This window comes from Vibrio sp. S234-5 (genome assembly GCF_000960595.1).
Taxonomy (GTDB): Bacteria; Pseudomonadota; Gammaproteobacteria; order Enterobacterales; family Vibrionaceae; genus Vibrio.
On record NZ_JZAM01000362.1, the window covers coordinates 96,085 to 115,851 of the forward strand.

14 protein-coding genes are annotated in these 19,767 nt (G+C 47.3%); 11 read left to right on the forward strand and 3 right to left on the reverse strand.

Features of this window, described 5'->3' with window-relative positions; genetic code table 11:
* Window positions 1–7: 7 nt before the first annotated feature.
* From rbsA to UF06_RS20850, 6 genes are all read left to right on the forward strand, one after another.
* Entirely contained in the window at window positions 8–1,513 is a 1,506-nt protein-coding gene (gene rbsA, locus UF06_RS20820; protein ID WP_045572144.1) for a ribose ABC transporter ATP-binding protein RbsA, read from the forward strand.
* Complete coding sequence (gene rbsC / locus UF06_RS20825) at window positions 1,510–2,493, forward strand: ribose ABC transporter permease (RefSeq protein WP_045572145.1); 984 nt, start codon at window positions 1,510–1,512, stop codon at window positions 2,491–2,493. The genes rbsA and rbsC overlap by 4 nt, the downstream gene beginning before the upstream one ends.
* Before the next feature lie 54 nt (window positions 2,494–2,547).
* Window positions 2,548–3,426 carry a ribose ABC transporter substrate-binding protein RbsB gene (rbsB, locus tag UF06_RS20830; protein ID WP_045572146.1) on the forward strand — a complete coding sequence of 293 codons (879 nt, stop codon included), beginning with the start codon at window positions 2,548–2,550 and terminating at the stop codon, window positions 3,424–3,426.
* Between the two features lie 155 nt (window positions 3,427–3,581).
* Complete coding sequence (rbsK, locus tag UF06_RS20835; protein ID WP_045572147.1) at window positions 3,582–4,502, forward strand: ribokinase; 921 nt, start codon at window positions 3,582–3,584, stop codon at window positions 4,500–4,502.
* 21 nt (window positions 4,503–4,523) lie between these two features.
* Complete coding sequence (locus UF06_RS20840) at window positions 4,524–5,534, forward strand: substrate-binding domain-containing protein (protein WP_045572148.1); 1,011 nt, start codon at window positions 4,524–4,526, stop codon at window positions 5,532–5,534.
* An 838-nt stretch (window positions 5,535–6,372) separates the two neighbouring features.
* Complete coding sequence (locus UF06_RS20850) at window positions 6,373–7,350, forward strand: chemotaxis protein (protein ID WP_045572291.1); 978 nt, start codon at window positions 6,373–6,375, stop codon at window positions 7,348–7,350.
* A 60-nt stretch (window positions 7,351–7,410) separates the two neighbouring features.
* On the opposite strand, the gene UF06_RS20855 is transcribed toward UF06_RS20850, so the two are convergent.
* A complete protein-coding gene (locus UF06_RS20855) occupies window positions 7,411–8,535 on the reverse strand; it encodes a fatty acid desaturase (protein ID WP_193187271.1) in 1,125 nt (374 codons plus the stop codon).
* Between the two features lie 166 nt (window positions 8,536–8,701).
* Between UF06_RS20855 and UF06_RS20860 the strand changes: the two genes are divergently transcribed.
* The gene (locus tag UF06_RS20860; protein WP_045572151.1) at window positions 8,702–9,250 is read left to right on the forward strand and encodes a GNAT family N-acetyltransferase; all 549 of its coding nucleotides are present in this window, start codon (window positions 8,702–8,704) and stop codon (window positions 9,248–9,250) included.
* A 276-nt stretch (window positions 9,251–9,526) separates the two neighbouring features.
* Window positions 9,527–11,572, forward strand: a complete 2,046-nt coding sequence (locus tag UF06_RS20865; RefSeq protein WP_045572152.1) for a hybrid sensor histidine kinase/response regulator — start codon at window positions 9,527–9,529, stop codon at window positions 11,570–11,572.
* Window positions 11,573–11,610: 38 nt separating this feature from the next.
* Here UF06_RS20865 and cqsA read toward each other — a convergent pair whose 3' ends face one another.
* Together cqsA and ylqF are read right to left on the reverse strand one after the other, a co-directional pair.
* A complete protein-coding gene (cqsA, locus tag UF06_RS20870; RefSeq protein ID WP_045572153.1) occupies window positions 11,611–12,789 on the reverse strand; it encodes an alpha-hydroxyketone-type quorum-sensing autoinducer synthase in 1,179 nt (392 codons plus the stop codon).
* Between the two features lie 273 nt (window positions 12,790–13,062).
* Entirely contained in the window at window positions 13,063–14,007 is a 945-nt protein-coding gene (gene ylqF, locus UF06_RS20875; protein WP_045572154.1) for a ribosome biogenesis GTPase YlqF, read from the reverse strand.
* Window positions 14,008–14,341: 334 nt separating this feature from the next.
* Here ylqF and UF06_RS20880 point away from each other — a divergent pair, with 334 nt between their 5' ends.
* From UF06_RS20880 to UF06_RS20890, 3 genes are all read left to right on the forward strand, one after another.
* Window positions 14,342–15,298 carry an AEC family transporter gene (locus tag UF06_RS20880; RefSeq protein WP_045572155.1) on the forward strand — a complete coding sequence of 319 codons (957 nt, stop codon included), beginning with the start codon at window positions 14,342–14,344 and terminating at the stop codon, window positions 15,296–15,298.
* Window positions 15,299–15,557: 259 nt separating this feature from the next.
* Window positions 15,558–18,437, forward strand: coding sequence for a ligand-binding sensor domain-containing diguanylate cyclase (locus tag UF06_RS20885; protein WP_045572156.1), 2,880 nt, complete (start codon window positions 15,558–15,560; stop codon window positions 18,435–18,437).
* A gap of 185 nt (window positions 18,438–18,622) precedes the next feature.
* A complete protein-coding gene (locus UF06_RS20890) occupies window positions 18,623–19,756 on the forward strand; it encodes an exonuclease SbcCD subunit D (protein WP_045572157.1) in 1,134 nt (377 codons plus the stop codon).
* Window positions 19,757–19,767: the final 11 nt, after the last annotated feature.

The following is a 19,767-nucleotide window of genomic DNA, read 5'->3' on the forward strand; positions in this document are numbered from 1 at the left end:
GCAAAGTATGAGCGAGGCGATACTGCAACTGAACAACATTGAGAAAGCATTTCCGGGCGTTAAAGCGCTGGATAAAGCGTCACTCAATGTCTATCCCGGCAGAGTGATGGCGCTGATGGGGGAAAATGGTGCGGGCAAGTCCACCTTAATGAAAGTGCTGACGGGGATTTACCACAAAGACGCTGGCAGCATCCTCTATCAAGGTCGTGAAACCACATTTAAAGGTCCGCGAGATTCCCAGCAAGCCGGTATCAGCATTATTCACCAAGAATTGAATCTGATCCCGCAATTGACTATCGCGGAAAACATCTTTCTTGGCCGTGAAATAACCACCAAATTTGGCCGCATTGACTGGGCCAAAATGTACCAGATGGCAGATAAACTGCTGGCCCGCTTGAAAGTGAAGCACAGCGCGAAAACGCTACTCGGTGAACTGAGTTTGGGCGAGCAGCAGATGGTGGAAATCGCCAAGGCGCTCTCGTTTGAGTCGCGCGTCATCATCATGGATGAGCCAACCGACGCTTTGACGGACACGGAAACGCAAGCCTTGTTTAGTGTGATCAACGAACTGCGCGATCAAGGCTGCGGCATCGTCTATATCTCTCACCGTCTCAAAGAGATCTTCGAGATCTGCGACGACATTACCGTGCTGCGCGACGGAAAATTCATTGCTCAATGTGCTGTGGCGGAGACAGATGAAGAGGGGCTGATCGAGATGATGGTTGGCCGTAAGCTAGAAGAGCAGTACCCACGCATTGAAGTCAAACATGGCGAGACCTGTTTGCAAGTAGCGGGGCTCACAGGCTCTGGTGTGCATGATGTCAGCTTTAGCCTAAAACGTGGAGAGATCCTCGGCATTTCCGGTTTGATGGGCGCAGGGCGCACCGAACTGATGAAGGTGATTTACGGTGCGCTGCCGAGTGAGCGCGGGGTGATAAACCTTGACCAGAAAACCATTAATCCGGTGAGCCCGCAAGATGGCTTAGCTAACGGCATCGCCTACATTTCCGAGGATCGCAAAGGCGATGGCTTGGTGTTGGGGCTGTCGGTGAAAGAGAATATGACACTCTGCGCGCTGGATAAACTGAGCAAAGGGATGCAAATCCAGCATGGCGATGAAGTGACGGCGGTGGATGACTTTATCCAGCTATTCAATATCAAAACGCCAAGCCGCGAACAGATTATTGGCAACCTATCGGGTGGGAATCAGCAAAAAGTGGCGATTGCCAAAGGGTTGATGACGCGGCCTAAAGTACTGATCCTCGATGAGCCGACACGTGGTGTGGATGTCGGGGCAAAAAAAGAAATTTATCAATTAATCAATAAGTTTAAGGCCGAGGGGATGAGCATCATTTTGGTGTCGTCGGAAATGCCTGAGGTGCTTGGCATGAGTGATCGCATCTTAGTTATGCACGAAGGACGCATCACCGGTGAGTTTGATGCAAAAGACGCGAATCAGGAAAAACTGATGGCGTGTGCAGTCGGTAAAACGCTATCTGAGGAAGCAGCATGAACAGTAAAACCATGAGTAAGCCGAGCAACACAGGCGGCAAAAAACTGCTGAGTAAAGAGTGGTTGATTGAACAGAAATCGCTGATTGCGTTGCTGTTTTTGATCGTTGTTGTCTCTTTTTTGAATCCAAACTTTTTCACCCTCGACAACATTTTGAACATTCTGCGCCAGACATCCGTTAACGCGATTATTGCGGTGGGCATGACGCTGGTGATTCTCACCGCGGGGATCGATTTGAGTGTCGGCTCGGTGTTGGCGTTGTGCGGCGCTTTTGCGGCCAGCTTGGTCGCAATGGAAGTGTCGGTGCTTATTGCCGTTCCCACTGCTTTGGTTGCTGGCGCTGCGTTGGGCGCGATCAGCGGCATCATTATCGCCAAAGGCAAAGTACAGGCATTTATCGCCACGCTGGTGACCATGACGCTGCTGCGTGGTGTGACCATGGTTTATACCGACGGCCGTCCTATTTCAACCGGCTTTAGTGATGCTTCTGATGCGTTTGCTTGGTTCGGTACAGGCTATGCGTTAGGCATTCCGGTGCCAGTCTGGTTAATGGTGGTGGTGTTTGCCGCGGCTTGGTATTTGCTTAATCACACCCGTTTTGGTCGCTATGTCTACGCCTTGGGGGGCAATGAATCGGCAACTCGCCTCTCGGGTATCAATGTTGATCGCGTCAAGATTGGTGTGTACGCCATCTGTGGTCTGTTGGCCGCGCTGGCTGGCATCATCGTCACGTCGCGTCTCTCGTCCGCACAGCCTACCGCGGGTATGGGGTACGAGTTGGACGCGATTGCGGCCGTGGTACTCGGTGGAACCAGCTTAATGGGCGGCAAAGGGCGCATTATGGGCACCTTGATTGGCGCACTGATCATCGGCTTCTTAAATAACGCACTGAATCTATTGGATGTTTCCTCTTACTACCAGATGATTGCAAAAGCAGCGGTGATCCTGCTGGCCGTCATGGTGGACAACAAGAATAAGTAACCAATGAGCGGAAGGACCATTCTGCTCCCCCTACACAACAATAAGGACGATAACATGAACAAACTGGCCACTTTAATTTCTGCTGCGCTGCTGAGCTCCACTGTTTCTGTTGCTGCACAGGCACAAGATACGATGGCAATCGTACTCTCAACGCTAAACAATCCGTTCTTTGTCACCATGAAAGATGGCGCAGAAAGCAAAGCGAAAGAATTGGGTTACGATTTGATCGTACTCGATTCGCAAAACGACCCAAGCAAAGAGCTTTCTAATGTGGAAGATCTAACCATTCGCGGTGTAAAAGCCATTTTGATCAACCCAACCGATTCGGATGCCGTCTCCAATGCTATTCGCATGGCCAATCAGGCGAAGATCCCTGTGTTGACACTCGATCGCGGCGCGAGCCGTGGTGAAGTCGTCAGTCATATCGCCTCTGATAACGTGATTGGTGGTGAAATGGCAGGTAACTACATCATTGAAAAAGTGGGTGAAAAAGCCAAAGTCATTCAGCTTGAAGGCATCGCAGGCACTTCCGCTGCTCGTGAGCGTGGCGAAGGTTTTATGAACGCGGTGAAAGAGAGTGGCATGCAAGTGCTCGCCAGCCAGCCCGCTGATTTTGACCGCACCAAGGGGTTGAACGTCATGGAGAACCTGCTGGCGGCGAATCCGGATGTGCAAGCGGTTTTCGCGCAAAACGATGAGATGGCGCTAGGCGCACTGCGCGCAGTACAAGCGTCTGGAAAACAGGTTGTGATCGTCGGCTTTGATGGCACAGAAGACGGGATTGCGGCGGTGAATCGTGGCAAGTTGGCAGCAACCATCGCCCAGCAACCTGATCTGATTGGTGCATTGGGCATCGAAACGGCCGACAAAGTACTTAAAGGTGGTGAAGTCGAACAGTACATTCCTGTACCACTCAAAGTCGTGACTAAGTAAGTGTAAACCTCTGGCTCCCGGCATTTGATGATGGCCCAGGCTGGGAGCCAAATTTTTCAGGCATTTGCCAGCCGATGGCTGTGCGTTTTTCTCAAGAGCGCAAACCCATCGGTTACATTCAAAGCAAGTAAGCTCGTCTGAGCTGAGGATTCCCTATGAATAAGTTAGTGGTATTAGGCAGTGTTAACGCTGACCATGTCCTTCAAGTGCCTTCTTTTCCACGTCCTGGTGAAACCTTACATGGGCGTAATTATCAAGTGATCCCAGGTGGAAAAGGAGCCAATCAGGCCGTCGCCGCGGCTCGCTTGGGCGCGGACACGGGGTTTATTGCCTGTGTTGGGGATGATGCTTTTGGTATCAATATCCGCGAAAGTTTCAAAATGGATGGCATCAACACTGTCGGCGTTAAAATGCAGCCGAATTGCCCAACGGGCATTGCCATGATCCAAGTGGCAGACAGTGGCGAAAACAGCATCTGTATCTCCGCAGAAGCAAACGCGAAGTTAAGCGCACAAGCCATAGAATCGGACTTGGATAGGATCCGCGCTGCGCGCTTTTTGTTGATGCAACTGGAAACACCCATTTGTGGCATTGAACGCGCCGCAAGTGTGGCAAAAGCAGCGAAAACCAATGTGATTTTAAATCCAGCGCCCGCCAGAATGTTGTCGGATGAACTGCTAGCATGCGTGGCGATGATTACCCCGAATGAAACCGAAGCTGAGTTGCTGACTGGTGTCACGGTCACGGACGATGAGAGCGCGCAGCAAGCGGCCAACAAGTTACACGCCAAAGGCGTAGAAATGGTGTTGATTACTCTCGGAGCAAAAGGCGTTTGGCTGAGCGAAAATGGGCGAGGCCAACTGATTGGGGGATTCAAAGTGGACGCAGTTGACACAACCGCCGCAGGAGATACCTTTAATGGGGCCTTGGTCACTGGCTTATTAGAAGAGATGCCTTTAGAATCAGCCATCAAATTTGCTCATGCCGCGGCGGCCATTTCCGTGACCCGCTTTGGGGCACAAACTTCTATCCCAACCCGTAAAGAAGTTGACGCCTTTCTCGCTGAGCACCTCTAGCCGTATATCAAGGAGAACGACATGGCAACCATGAAAGATATCGCCCGACTTGCCGGGGTTTCTACCTCAACGGTTAGCCATGTTATCAACAAAACCCGATTTGTCAGCGAAGAGATTGCTGAGCGAGTCAATAAGGCCGCCAAAGAGCTCAACTATTTCGCGCCCTCAGCACTCGCTCGTAGCCTAAAAGTCAATCGTACCAACACGCTTGGCATGCTTGTGACTACTTCAACCAATCCCTTTTTTGGTGAGGTGGTTAAGGGAGTAGAGCGCAGTTGTTTCCTGCAAGGTTACAACTTGATTCTTTGTAACACCGAAGGCGATAACGAGCGCATGAAGTCTTCGATTAATACGCTATTGCAAAAGCGAGTCGATGGATTGATCTTGATGTGTTCCTCTCTCGAAGGAGAAAGGCTAGATGTGTTTGAACAGTATCCTGACATCCCTATCGTGGTGATGGATTGGGGCCCCATGCTGTTCCAAAGTGACAAAATCCAAGACAACTCTTTACGTGGCGGCTATTTAGCTGCCAAGCATCTTATCGATTCTGGACACACACAAATAGGCTGCATTACCGGACCACTGATTAAGCATCAAGCACAGATGCGTTATGAAGGCTATAAGCGCGCTCTCAATGAAGCGGGCTTATGCTTCAATGCCAACTGGATTGTGGAAGCGGATTTTGAGTGCGAAGGTGGCTATCAAGCGTTTAAGAAAATGCACGCGTCGGGTTCACTACCCAGTGCCATTTTCGTCTGTAATGACATGATGGCAATGGGTGTGATCAATGCGGCCAATGAGTCGGGGATCGCGATTCCTAAGTCGCTTTCCATTGTCGGCTATGACGACATCCATATCGCCAAATTTATGACCCCATCACTGACTACCATCCATCAACCCAAATACCGTTTAGGCAAAGCGGCAGTAGAAACGCTACTGAAGAAGATCAATAAGCAGACTCAGGAAGTGCAAGTTGTCCAATTGGAACCTACACTGGTTGAGAGAAACAGTGTGCGATCTCACTCTGAATGAGCTGTTGGAAAGCGGAACACATTGAATTTAAAGCTATTCAATAATTTGTTTTTAAATTGGCTCATTTCTGTGCGTTTGCTATTACTAATCGGTCTATAAATTATCCTTATATTTATGATATAAAAGATGTTTTATGCGAGGGTGAAGTGTGTGATTTTTTTGCCCAGAAAGCTCAGTAATTAATTGTATCTTTACAAATAGTGTGGTTTTATTGAGCTGTAAATTATTAATCTAATAAAGAATGAGAAGAGATGATTGGTGCAAAATACGCGGTTTTTTCAGTCAAGCATCCTTGGTTGCATCGACTGAACTTGTTGGTAGTGTTGTTAATATCCTTGGTAAGCGGCTACCAATTGCTAGTCCATGAACAGTTAATTTACAGTGTTGGAGCTTTGGTTACCTTATTGTCGATTATCGTTTTTGCGTCGGCCTCTGAGTTTAAGCGCAAGTACGTGCACATCGAATAGTACGCTAAGGTCAAGCTTAAAAGAACGATGGTCCGGTTTGAGCGTTTGCTTAAACCGGACTTTGTCATTGTATTCCCCCTTTATTTTGCTACTCGTCAGGATTGTTGTTCATCAACACGCAGTGCAATCTATTGCTTTTTGTGTGGTTTAATTGCAAAACTTCTACAAACTCGGCAAACAGTGACTATTATTGATGGTAGAGTGGTGTCTGCCCTAGAAAGCACTCACTTACGGCACTTTTAGCGAATTATTTGAACTGCTAGGAAGTTTGCCGATTTACAAATAGGGTCTAAGCAGTTAAAAATAAACTAATAAATAATAAAGACGACGCAATGTTTGCGGCGCTTTCACTACCTGAAGTATGTAAAGACATGAGCCATCCAAGTAGTACAATTTTGACAGAAAGTGGGACCAATGAACTTGAGATCATTGAATTTCACTTAGAGAAAACGTTACCTGACGGCAGAACGAAAACCTGCTACTACGGGATTAACGTCGCTAAGGTGCGTGAAGTGATTCAGGTGCCGGAAACCACAGACTATCCGAATGCCCAGCCTCACATGATTGGCGTTTTCTCCTCGCGAGATGTATTAACTCCTCTGGTGGATCTCGCCGGATGGTTGGGCGTGCCAACCCGCCAAGATTTGGCGCGCAAGTTTGTGATCGTGACCGATTTTAACAAGATGACTAACGGCTTTCTGATCGATAGTATCAGCCGCATACACCGTATTTCATGGAATGATGTCGAATCACCTAGCCAGTTTTTGGAAGCCGGTGAGCAAGATTGCGTGGTCGCTGTCGTGCGTAAAGATGGCAACCTGATCATGATCTTAGATTTCGAAAAGATCATCGCCGATATCAACCCTGAACTGAGCATGGAAAAATACGATGTTAAGGTGGATCGCTCGGTCGATCTTAACCAGCGTATGGTCTCTAAGCGCAATGCGAAAACGGTCATGGTGGTTGATGACTCAGCGTTTATTCGTTCACTGATCCAAGATACGCTCAGCTCTGCAGGCTACAACATCATTGCTTGTAAAGATGGAGGCGAAGCGTTTGAGAAGTTAATGAGCCTAATCCAAGTGGCGAAAGAGGAAGGATTACCTGTCAGTGAGTTGATTGATGCAGTGGTAACCGACGTCGAAATGCCTCGTATGGATGGCATGCACTTGGTGAAGCGTCTGCGGGAGACGGCAGAGTACAATTCGATGCCGATCGTCATGTTCTCTTCGTTGATGAGTGAAGACAACCGCGCGAAAGCGTTGGCTTTAGGTGCCAATGACACTATCACGAAACCAGAGATTGGCCGGATGGTGGCCATGATGGACAAATACGTCCTGAAGATTTAATGCGGTTTGTCGACAGAATCGGGGCTCCAAACGGAGCCCCGATTCTTTATATACTACAGGTTATGCGTACGCTTCGACGAATTGATTCCATAAGCGGTAACGTTCCGCGAGGTCGGCTTTAAGCTGCTTGTAACGAATGGTGAGCAGTGCGTTTTCATACTTCTGCGTCGCATTTTGGCGCTTACTTTCAAGTAATTGTTTCTTCGCTTCGTAATACTCCTTCATGAGCGCGGTTAAACTATCAAATTCCCTTTGTAATTGCTCATGCAGTGAAGCCGCTTCTGCTTGTTGTTCCAATTTCACTTTGGCCTTTTTAAACATTTGCGCCGCTTTTGCGGTATCGATTTTCAGTTGCGGGGTTACGCGCAGTTTTTTCGTCAACCCAATCCAAGAACAGCTTTTGATCAGCCATTTCGTCGGATCGTACTGCCACCAATAGATGCCATTCCGATAATCGTTCTCAAAAATATGGTGGAAGTTGTGATAGCCCTCGCCGAAGGTGAAGATGGCTAATATCCCATTATCCCGAGCGCTGTTCTTATCGGTAAACGGCTGAGAGCCCCAAATGTGGGCGAGTGAGTTAATGAAAAAAGTACTGTGATGACTCACGACCAAACGCAGTGCGCCAACCACGAGCAACATACCGATATAATCTTGATAAAACGCACCAAGCAATAAAGGAATACCTAGGTTAGTGGCTATCGCCAAAGGCACGTAGTAGCGGTGCTGCCACATCACGATGGGATCTTTTTGTAAATCGCGGCAGTTTGAGTAGTCAGAATAATTCTCTTGATTATAGTGACGTAGCATCCAGCCGATATGCGAGAACCAAAATCCGCGCGACGCTGAGTAGGGATCTTTATCGAAATCATCGACATGACGATGATGGCGTCGGTGATCGGATGACCAATGCAAAATGCTATTTTGCAGCGAAAAGGCACCGCCTATGGCGAAAAGCACTCGAAGCAGCGAATGTGCTTCATAAGTCTTATGACTCCATAGTCGGTGATAGCCTGCAGTAATCGAAAGGTTGGTGAAGCTAAAAGCAACAAAAAACCAAAGTACATGCCAGACGGTCAGTCCACGCGCTAATGCGTACCAAGGAGTGACTACCAACGCTAACAAGAGTGAAAAGCTGAAAATAAATATATTCAACCAGATGAGTGGTGGTTTTTGCGTCTCCAAAGGACACCTCATTTTTGAGCTAACAATTGTTCGCTAGATTATCAGCGTACACGTGTAAGTCAAATTAATTGATAAATAATGTGAACAACATGTTTTGCTTTGTTGGTGAGAGGATGTAGTATTAATGCTCTATAAAAGGATTTCTAATAGACGGACGGACTGTTAAATGGAATTTAAAACGGCAGAATATGTGGATTATGAGAGAGTCGCTTATCTGCATGCGGATAGCTTAAAGCGGCATTACAGCAAGATTCTCAGCAGACGTTACCTGCAAAACGATGTGCAAACGGAAAAACTCGCCCTGTGGCAAACTCGTTTGACCAATCCGCCTTTTGGTCAGCACGTCATTCTGGCCGAAGAGGGGGGGCTTTTGTTGGGTTTTGCTTGTGTTTTTGGCAACCATGACTTCGAACTCGGGACCTTTATCGATTCTCTGCATGTAGATGGTGATTTTCAGCGACGCGGGATCGGTAAGAAATTACTGCAAGAAGTTTCCAACTGGCAGCAGCACTATTTTTCAGATCGCGGACTGTATCTGGAAGTGAATATCAGCAATCGAGATGCGATCGAGTTTTATCAAAGCATTGGTGGCACACTCACTGAGTGTAGAAAGCGACATGCCTCCGATGGTACCGAGATGATTGAGCAGGTCATCATTTGGCCGTCGCTAGAAAAGCTCTCCGCTGGGTTATTAGCCGCAGTGATTTTTAGTTGAGCGACAAACTCTAGTAAATGATAAGTAAACAGGCCGCAACAAACGCGGCCTTCTTTTTAGTTCAATATGTCGTCAGTTCAATATGCCATTTTGTATAACCAGAAAAATCTTGCACTTAGCGGCGTTTTGCAGCTTTTCTTTGTTTACCATATCTCATAAGGATATATACTAACCACTAATCGGGGTGACTACCTGAAAAATACCTAAAATAACAAGGCTTATGCAAGATTGCGCTAACGCAATCTATGACATTAACCACTATTGGCTAGTAGTGACATGGAATCGATTCGCAAGGTTTATCAATACGCTAACCCTAACTTGACGCTTGTCGGCTGGATGGGTTTTCTCGGCTTTCCGACCTACTACTGGGTTTGGACGCATCTTTTTCCTCAGTCTTACGAGAATCTGCCGCTTAGGCTACTCTGTTCAGGTTTGTTCTTGCTGCTGGTTTTGCGAGAGCGGCTACCCATGCCGATCCGCACGCGTATGCCTTTCGTCTATTTAGTAGTGATAACGACCTGTTTGCCGTTTTTCTTCTTTTTTATGCTGTTGATGAATGAATGGTCGAACGTTTGGGTCATGTCCTTTATGGCAGCGATTTTCTTACACATCTTGTTAGTGCATATGACTAAGGTGATGTTTAGTCAAACATTTATCGGTGTTGGCATGGCAGTACTTGCCGCGTATGTGTGCAATGACTACCATCTGGTGATTTCCGTCGACTGGCGTCATGTGCCGATATTTCTCTTTATCTATCTGTTTGGCAACCTATTCTATTTTCGCAATCAAGTTGAGCATGAATCACGGATCTCGATCGCCAAAGCGTTTGGTGCAGGAATCGCCCATGAAATGCGTAACCCGCTGAGTGGCTTGGTTGCTTCTATCGATGTGATCCAATCGGTGATTCCCGACGATAAAGTTGAGAAACGCAGTAGCTACGCGTTAAGTGCCAAAGATGTCGCTTTGTTACGCGAAGTGAGTGAAGAAGCGATGAAGATTATTCATTCGGGCAATGAGACGATTGATCTGCTTTTGACTTCGATTGATGAAAATCGTGTCTCTCGTTCAACCTTTAAGCGGCATTCGGCCAATGAGGTAGTAAAAAATGCCATTGAGAGCTTTAGTTATAAAAAAGCGGCAGACAGGCAGTGCATTCGTTACCACGAAGAAGGTCAGTTTGAATTTTTTGGTAGCCACACGCTACTTAAGTACGTCATCTATAACCTCGTTAAAAATGCGTTTAACTATCGCAATCCCGAGGTATTCAGCATAGATATTACGATAAGCCGCGATGAAGCAGAGAACATGATTATCGTGCGAGACAACGGGCAGGGAATTGCGCCAGCCTCGATGGAACATATTTTCAAGGACTTCTATACCACAGGGAAAAGTGGCAACTATGGTTTAGGATTGCCTTTTTGTAAAAAGGTGATGCGATCCTTTGGCGGTACTATCGCTTGTCAATCGGAGCAAGGTCAATGGACGGAGTTTACGCTGACCTTTCCGCTGGTGAAAGCTAAAGTAGTTGGTGAAATCAAGTATGAGCTGATGAAACTCAAGTCGGTCTTTTTTATCAGTGAGCAAGAGATCCTGTGTAAAAAAATGGTGGAATCAGCCCGCTCAAGTGGTTTCGCTCTCACGGTAAAAACAGCCGAGCAAGCATGTTTAATGGCCGAGCATGAGTTTGAATATGATCTCATTTTTCTTGATTTGAGCTCGGTCGATTTAAAGAACAGCCAGCTAGACAAGCTAGAATCTTTATTGCATTTTACCGAAGCGCGCATTGTTTACTTGTATCAAGATGCGATAGTGAATCGCCGCAACCAAAGTACGTTGCCAGTATTGTGTGTGGAAACGCAATCTTGGTTACTCAATACAGCGCAGATTATCGATAGACTGATGTTTGACGCGAACTTTGATGCGTACATGCCCGCTCCGGTTAGAAAATCCGACGATGGCAAACGGGTGATTATGGTGGTTGATGATAATGATTCGCTGCGCAAATTCACCTCCTTGTTGTTGGAGAAACAGGGTTTTGAAGTGATTCAAAGAGAAGATGGTCAGGAAGCGATTCAGGCGCTGGATAAACATCATGTTGATCTCATTTTGATGGATATTGAAATGCCGATATTAGACGGTATAGAAGCGTCAATTCAGATCCGTCAGTCAAATCAAAAATATGCCCATGTTCCAATTATTGCTCATACTGGTGACAGCACTCCTGTGACACTGGAGAGAATTAATCAGTCAGGTATGTCTGATTATTTAGTAAAACCAGCCGATAAAAATAAGTTACTAGATAAAATTTCGCATTGGATATAAGAAGAGCCCACAGAGCTCTTCTTTATTGAGAGTGCTTTCTAAACAAAAATAAATTGTCCAGATTGATAAGCCGAGCGGCATACTGCTATTGTTTTTTCTATATCTTGCTCGCTAAGCGATGCGTTAATAGAAAACCGGATGATATTCTTATTTTTCCCCGTTGCTGGACGACAAAATACCGAGCCAAAAATACCATTATCCTCTAAATAGTCTCGCACATGCTCGGTATTACGCTCATCGGCCGTTTCAATGGCGACAATTTGAGATTGGCTGCGAACCTGAAAACCGATTTGCTTGAGCCCTAGACGCAGCTGTTTTGCCAAGTGCACGACTTGTGCTCTTTTTTCATCACTTCCTCGAACAATCTCCAGTGTTTTCTCTAATCTGTCGATTTCGAATGGCAGCAAAGCAGAACTGAATATCGCCGGGTAGGCAACAAACGGCAGAGTTTGTGAAATGAGATCGTGGCCAAGAATGGCTCCGGCCCGATAAGCAAACGACTTGGCTAGGCTGACAGTAATAAAGTCAACTTTATCAGTCAACTCTAACTCTTTGACCAATCCCGCGCCTTGTGGGCCGTGTGTTCCCAACGAATGAGACTCATCGACAATAATGGCGCACCCATATCGTTCGGCGATGTCACATAGCTCTTTTAGTGGTGCGACGGTGCCAATCGTGCTGTAGACAGAGTCCACAATGATGATCCCAGCACCATAGCGTTCAACCTGCTTAATCAGGTGATTGAGGTTGTTATGCATAAAAGGATGGATGGCCGCATCGGCGATACGTGCTCCTTCCCAAAGTGACATATGGGTAAAGAAGTCAATGTAGACAGGGGTTGTCGGGGCACAGATAGTTTGCAAAAGACCAACATTGGCTGCCCAGCCTGATTGAGACAGCAAACAAGATGACATTCCAGTGTAGTCGGCGAGTTGCTTTTCAAAATTGGGTTTGCTCTTTTCACTTTGCAAAAAAATAGCCGACATGACAACACTGGCATCGCACTTATTTATTGCATCAGTATGAACCTGTTTGATTTCTGGATGATTAGCAATTGATAAATAATCATTGCTCTGCATGATGATCGAGTCACTTTCTGGGCTTTTGCCCATGACTAAATGTGTTTTGCTCTTATTACTATGAATCAGGTCTTCTACCTGAAATAATAAGCGATTTGTTATAAATTCAGGTAACTGTTTGGGAAACATGTTATTCATAATTCTATTCTCTATAAAAATACACAGACAAGCGCCAGCTGACGAGTAATTTATCGATCAGTATTCAACGAATGTCATTGGAGAATAATTATATTTTTGTGAGAAGTAGCAAATATAGTTGTTACCTATTTGATACTTTTAATCTTTATCTACCATTAGGGAGTATAACCTAAATAGAATTCTTAGAGATTGGTTATAAAAAGCAATAAAAAAGGGACGTTAAATACGTCCCTGAGAAAATAAGTGATAACCATTAGAACAGACTTTTCTGCCTCAGCGCTTGTTCTTGAGGTAGCGTTTTCTACGATCCTCTTTTTGCTTGGCTTTTTCTTCTGCGCGGCGGGCGGCTTCGATTTCAACTTCGATAAGCTCTTGAGTGATCATCTCGGGTCTCTCAAGCGTTATCTGCCCTAAAGTGCCGCTACGCAGCTCATGCAGTAGGATCTCACTGGCTTTATGTAGGTCCACTCGGCCACCAGAGCGCAATGCTCCGCGATTGCGGCCAATCTCTTCCATCAGCTCGACATCGGATTCTGGAAGTTGCTCTATCTGATAGCGATCTTTGAGTTTTTGTGGATAGTGTTTGGCAAGATACTCGACGGTGTAAAAAGCCACTTCATCGTATTCCATGGCGGTATCTTTGACGGCTCCGGTGGCTGCAAGGCGAAAGCCGCTGTGCGGGTTTTCAACTTTAGGCCATAAGATCCCAGGAGTATCAGAGAGCACAATCCCGTTTTGCAGATTGATACGTTGCTGGCGGCGAGTCACGGCAGGTTGGTTACCTGTTTGAGCGATGGCTCGTCCAGCAAGCGTGTTGATGATGGTTGATTTGCCAACGTTCGGGATGCCCATAATCATGGTACGAATGTTTTTGCCGATCTCTTCTCGATGCGGGGCCAGCTTACGGCACAGCTCCATGATCTTGTGCACTTCCTGCGTTTGAGAGGTGGTGATCGCCATCGCTTTCACGTTTTGCTCTTTTTCAAGATGCTCGATCCACAACTGGGTCAGTTCTGGGTCGGCCAAATCGCGTTTGTTCAGGACCTTAACCACAGGTTTATCACCGCGAATCTTAGAAATAAGCGGATTTTCACTGCTAAAAGGGATACGTGCATCAAGCACTTCAATAATCACGTCGACTTGTGGAATGGCTTCTTCGATCTCTTTGCGGGCTTTGTGCATGTGCCCAGGAAACCATTGAATTGAGTTGTTCACCATTGGGAATTTAAATCCTTAACTTTATCGATTTTTAAGTGAAACCTTGCGGTTCACATAAAAAGAAATGCTTTGCGCAAATTGGATGTGGAGCATTGTACTTGAGATTGGCTGCGGTATCCATTTTGCTTAGGTTTATTGCTCATTTTGCTTAAGCTTCTATTGCAAAAGTCTGCGGGAAAGCAGGGGTTGCTAGAAAGGCACGGCCGGTGAATGGTTTGAACCTTAACGCTTAGAATGTATGGCAATTATTGCAAAAACTGCAAAATAACTGGACGAAAGGTTGCGCTGAGACAACAATCAGTCACTTCAAATTTACTTGCCAGCGGGATGTTTGATGGAATCACTTTTAACTCAGTTGCAGTTTTCCTTGTCGGTCACAGGACCTATCTGTCTGATGTTGCTGCTGGGGGTGTTTTTTAAACGTATCGGATTGATTAACGAGTCGTTTATCGAAGTCGGTTCCAAACTGGTGTTCCAAGTTACTTTGCCCACCATGCTGTTTCTCAGTCTGGTCAGCGCTGAACACGACTTTTCCGCCGCCAGTCATTTTGTCAATTTTGGCATTGTTGCCAATATCGCTTTTTTCATTTTTACTTTCATATCCGTCAAGCTGTTGTTTACATCATCCCCCGATCAAGGCGTGGTGATTCAAGGTGGTTTTCGCGCCAATACGGGCATTATTGGTATCGCCTATGTGGCCAATGCCTATGGCTCTCAGGGTGTCGCGCTGGCTGCGATCTATGTTGCGGTGACCACTTTTATCTACAACGTTCAAGCCGTGATCTGCTTGTCGCCGAAAGGGAAAAATAGCGGTGACAAAGCGCTCAAAGTGGTGTTTAAAACCCTGACCAAAAATCCGCTGATCATCGCTATCCTCTCAGGCGTCGCATTTTACTTGTTGTCTATTCCTGTTCCGCAAGTGGCGATAGATGCTGGTAACTACCTGTCTAAGATGACGCTACCATTGGCGCTGTTGTGTACGGGTGGCTCACTCAACTTTAGTTTGCTCAAAAATGAAAGTCGCCCCACTTGGTTTGCCAGCAGCTACAAATTGGTTTTGGCGCCAGTGCTTGTGACCAGCGCCGCATATCTGCTCGGATTTCGCGGGATAGAACTGGGCATTCTCTTTTTTATGAATGCTTCGCCTGTTGCAGCGGCAAGTTATGTGATGGCGCGCTCAATGGGAGGCAATGCCACATTAGCGGCAAACATTATTGCCTTGACCACGGTACTTTCGACCATCACCTGTACGATTGGGTTGGTGTTTTTAAAAACCCACCAATTGGTGTAACGAGCTTAGAGCGAAGAGAAGTATTTGGCGAAACGTCGAATGATGTATTGGCCTTATTACTTTGCTTGAGTCTGGTTTTGTTCTGAGCATGAGAGTTTTGTCACAAGGTGGCGAATTCCATACGCCATACCGCCCGTATAAATCACCACTTCATTGTTGTGGCTTAGTAGTTAATTTATATTTCTATCATAAATAATGTTTTGCGGCGGTTTCGTTGGTTGCCGTTTGGTTTAAAACCGCAGTGAAGGAAAAAGACGTAATGAGTAAAGTAAATTGGGCAAACCCTTGCATGCAGTTCAGGCGATTGGCGATTTTGCTGCTGATCGCTTTGTTCTCGACGTCTCTTTTTGCTCAGCCACTACGTCTATCCGATTATTTCTCTGAAACCTGGAGTTCAAATCAGGGGCTACCCCACAATAGCATCAACGCCATTGCTCAAACGCAAGATGGCTACTTATGGTTTGCCACTTGGGAAGGGGTTGCCCGTTACAATGGTCTCAATTTCAAACGTTTTGATCGAAATCCGCAGACGCATATGCTGGATTCCGGCACACGCTCGCTGGCTGCAGACAGCGCCAATCGTTTGTGGGTAGGCGGTGCCCGGGGTAGTTTAGCACTTCGGCAAGGTTATACTTGGCATGCGCAAACCCCGTTACCAGGTTTGATTAATTTCATTTTGGTCGATTTGCAGCAAAATTTATGGTTTGCCATTGAAGGACAAGGGGTGGTGTTTCGCCCTCATCTCAAGGATGGCCGTTATGGCGAGGACCAATGGCGGTTAACCAATACGAGCGCTTATCGTCTTGCTCAGGATGCGACTGGTGCGATTATTGCGGCAACGGATGCCGGTCTCTATCGCCTAACCGATAGTGCAGCACAAAAACTCTCTTCAACGCAATTTGAGCGCGTCTCTTATGTCTCATCAGCGCCGAGCGGCGATATTCTACTGGGTACAAACCGTGGCGCTTGGCGCTGGGACGGGCAAATCTTGAGCCCTTTAGAGAATGCTCTGGCGAGTACCGTGGTCACGGTGGTTGAGCAAGACAGCGCGGGCAGTATTTGGTTTGGCACTATCAATCGAGGTGTGGCACGCTTGAGTGCACATGGGCTGGAATGGCTAGACGTTCGTCAAGGGCTGCCGAATAACCGCGTGCTCTCTTGGCTTGAAGATCAGCAAGGTAACATCTGGATCGGCACCAATGGCGGAATTATCCGTTTGCGAGAAGCTCCCTTTGTTTCTGTGACTCAAGAACAAGGTTTAGTAGGCAACTATGTACGCACTCTGCTGGAGGTCGCTGACGATCATCTGCTAATCGGCAGCAGTAATGGCTTGAGTGTGCTGGATAGAGCAGGGGCGCGAGCGGTACCGAGTCACGGTGAGAATCTCTCCGTGTTGAGTTTGGCAAAGCGAAGCGCAGACAGCGCTTGGGTTGGCACCTACCAACATGGCCTCATGGTGTTCCAATCTGGACAGCTAAGTTTATTTCTTAGTGAAAATAGTGGTTTACCGACTAATGAAATACGAGCCCTGCTTCAAGACAGTCAGAATAATTTATGGATTGGAACGCCCGCGGGTTTAATCAAACGTTCACCAGACGGTGCTTTGCGCTATTTTAGCAAAGAAAATGGCGAGCTGGTTGATAACTATGTGATGGCGCTGGCGGAAGATGAGTTCGGTAAAATTTGGGTGGGGACAGGGCTTGGCGTCAGTTATCTTGCCGAGGAGCATTTTACCAGCCTCAATTTAGACAAGCTGGAAGCCGCCCAATACGCTTTCGGCTTTTACACCGAACCGGGCTATGTGTGGATCGCCACAGATCGCGGTGTGGTGCGCTATCGGCAACGGGATAAAACCACCGCGCTTGTTGGGCGTCCGCAAGGGTTGCCCATCGACAAATTTTTCCAAGTGGTCAACGATGGCCAAGGTCATTTCTGGTTGTCAAGTAACCGAGGTATTTGGCGCATTGGCTACGAGCAGGCACATCGCGTCGCAGACGGCATGTATGCTAGCTTAGAGTTTGAGCACTATGATGAAAATGATGGCATGGCGAGCAGTCAGGCAAACGGTGGCTCGAACCCGGCCGCAATAATCACTAAGGCGGGCCATCTCTATTTTGCTACTGCAAAAGGCGCGGCATCGATCCATCCTGACAGCTTGGCGCACGACGTCAAACATCAACTGCCGGTGGTGCTCGAATCGGTGAAGTTTGATTCTACTAATGTCGATGTTGACTCACGCGGTCACGTTCCTGCAGGCACGACGCGCGTCTCCTTTTCTTACGTCGGGCTTGGCTATGTTATGTCTGAACGTTTGCAATACCGTACCAAATTGGAAGGGTTTGACAACGATTGGTCCTATCGAGGCAATGCGACCACGGTCGAGTACACCTATCTGCCGCCAGGGGAATACCGTTTGTGCATCAGCGCGCGCTCGCCGTACGGTGAGTGGCATGATGCGCAGCATGTGTACCAATTTACCGTCTACCCCTCTTTTTGGCAGCGCACGGAAGTTCGCATTGCTGTTGCGCTGGCAGCACTGATTCTGCTAGTGGCTGCGATTCGCTGGCGGCTAAGCGCGCTTAAACGCAATGAGCTTCAGTTGAAAAAACAAGTGGCACTGCAAACGCAAGAGATCCGAGCGCAAGCGGAGAAGTATGAAAGACTGTCAAAAGAAGATGTCTTAACTGGCTTGGCGAATCGCCGCGCCTTTGATAATGAGATCAAAGCGACTTTCAATCACGCTAAGGAAAATCAGCAGCGTTTCTTTGTCGCGATCTTGGATATCGATTTCTTTAAGCGAATCAATGATAAATATTCCCATCTGGCAGGTGATAAAGCGATCATCGCTATCGCTCACATTTTGCGAGATTATGCGCAATCACCTGAAAAAACGGCAAGGTGGGGCGGGGAAGAATTCACCCTGTTGTACCAAGGCGACCAGCCGTACGCCTATTTTGATCAGCTGAGAGAGCGTATCGAGCAGAGCCGTTTTGATGATATCGATCCGGATCTCACTATCACCGCCAGCATTGGTTTTGCCGATAGCGACAATGCGCAGAGTTATGAAGAAGTGCTTAAACGCGCCGATCACGCACTGCTCAAAGCCAAACGTAATGGGCGTAACCGCACGGAGTGTTAAATTTTATGACTCTACCTCCCGAAGCGTGAACCTATGGGCGTTTTCGTCTATTTAGTGTGCTTTCAATCGCTTCGTCTCGAGATTAAAGTATATTGCGCGATGAAATAGTGCCTGTATCAGGCTATGCTAGCGGCTACTAAAGACGGAGCAATTCGTTATACGTTCGTTGGTATAAGTGGTCATATATGAAATTCATCCATACCTCAGACTGGCATCTTGGCCGTCAGTTTCACAACGTCTCTCTGCTAGAAGACCAAAGTGTCGTTCTTGAACAATTGATTGAATACATTGCGCAGCATCCGGTCGACGCCGTTGTCGTGGCGGGGGATATTTTTGATCGCTCGGTGCCACCAACTGCGGCGGTGGAGTTGCTCGACCAGACAGTAACGCGCATTTGCGGCGATCTGAACACGCCGATGATCATCATTCCTGGCAATCATGATGGCGCGCAGCGACTCGGTTTTGGTGCCTCGCAAATGAAACAAGCCGGGCTGCACATCATCAGTAACTTCTGCCAAATGCTGGAACCCGTCGTGCTGGAAAGTGAGCAAGCGGGTCTGGTGGCTTTTTACGGCATGCCCTATAGCGATCCAGAGCAGGTGCGTTTTGCCTTTGGCGCTGATGTGAAAGACTACGACCAAGCGCACCAAGTATTGGTTGAAGAGATTAAGGGCCGTTTCCAACACGCGCAGAAAAATGTGCTGCTGAGCCACTGTTTTGTGGATGGTGGAGAGAGCAGTGATTCGGAGCGGCCGCTCTCCATCGGTGGTTCGGATCGAGTTAGTGCGGACTATTTTCGCTGCTTTGATTACGTTGCGCTTGGCCATCTGCATCAGCCGCAGCAGCGCAGTGAAGCCCACATTCGATACAGTGGCTCGCTGATGAAATACAGCTTTTCCGAGCAGCACCAAAAGAAAGGATTTACGCTGGTAACGCTCGATGAAAACGGATTTGCCAACGCTGAACATGTCGCGTTCAAAGCACCGCGAGAAATGCGCGTGCTAGAGGGGGAACTGGATGACATCATTGCACGTGGCAAAACAGATCCTAACGCGGACGATTACCTATTGGTGCGCTTGCTGGATAAGCACGCGATCCTTAATCCGATGGACAAGCTTCGTGCGGTCTATCCGAACGTTTTGCATTTAGAGAAACCGGGCATGTTGATTGGCGTTGAACAACAAATGGCGCAAGCAAAACTGGCGCGTAGCGAAGCGGATATGTTCCGTGATTTTTTCCGCGAAGCGCAAGAGAGCGAATTGAGCAGCGCGCAAGATCAGGCGCTCAGTGCCATTGTCAAAGATTTGTTGAAACAGTAAGGGTGAAACAG

Excerpts from the sequence above, each read along its gene's own strand:
- ylqF (WP_045572154.1), bottom strand. The coding sequence starts at position 14,007 with ATGGTGAACAACTCAATTCAATGGTTTCCTGGGCACATGCACAAAGCC.
- UF06_RS20860 (WP_045572151.1), top strand. The coding sequence starts at position 8,702 with ATGGAATTTAAAACGGCAGAATATGTGGATTATGAGAGAGTCGCTTAT.
- UF06_RS20880 (WP_045572155.1), top strand. The coding sequence starts at position 14,342 with ATGGAATCACTTTTAACTCAGTTGCAGTTTTCCTTGTCGGTCACAGGA.
- UF06_RS20840 (WP_045572148.1), top strand. The coding sequence starts at position 4,524 with ATGGCAACCATGAAAGATATCGCCCGACTTGCCGGGGTTTCTACCTCA.
- rbsC (WP_045572145.1), top strand. The coding sequence starts at position 1,510 with ATGAACAGTAAAACCATGAGTAAGCCGAGCAACACAGGCGGCAAAAAA.
- rbsK (WP_045572147.1), top strand. The coding sequence starts at position 3,582 with ATGAATAAGTTAGTGGTATTAGGCAGTGTTAACGCTGACCATGTCCTT.
- UF06_RS20865 (WP_045572152.1), top strand. The coding sequence starts at position 9,527 with ATGGAATCGATTCGCAAGGTTTATCAATACGCTAACCCTAACTTGACG.
- rbsA (WP_045572144.1), top strand. The coding sequence starts at position 8 with ATGAGCGAGGCGATACTGCAACTGAACAACATTGAGAAAGCATTTCCG.
- UF06_RS20850 (WP_045572291.1), top strand. The coding sequence starts at position 6,373 with ATGAGCCATCCAAGTAGTACAATTTTGACAGAAAGTGGGACCAATGAA.
- rbsB (WP_045572146.1), top strand. The coding sequence starts at position 2,548 with ATGAACAAACTGGCCACTTTAATTTCTGCTGCGCTGCTGAGCTCCACT.
- cqsA (WP_045572153.1), bottom strand. The coding sequence starts at position 12,789 with ATGAATAACATGTTTCCCAAACAGTTACCTGAATTTATAACAAATCGC.
- UF06_RS20890 (WP_045572157.1), top strand. The coding sequence starts at position 18,623 with ATGAAATTCATCCATACCTCAGACTGGCATCTTGGCCGTCAGTTTCAC.
- UF06_RS20885 (WP_045572156.1), top strand. The coding sequence starts at position 15,558 with ATGAGTAAAGTAAATTGGGCAAACCCTTGCATGCAGTTCAGGCGATTG.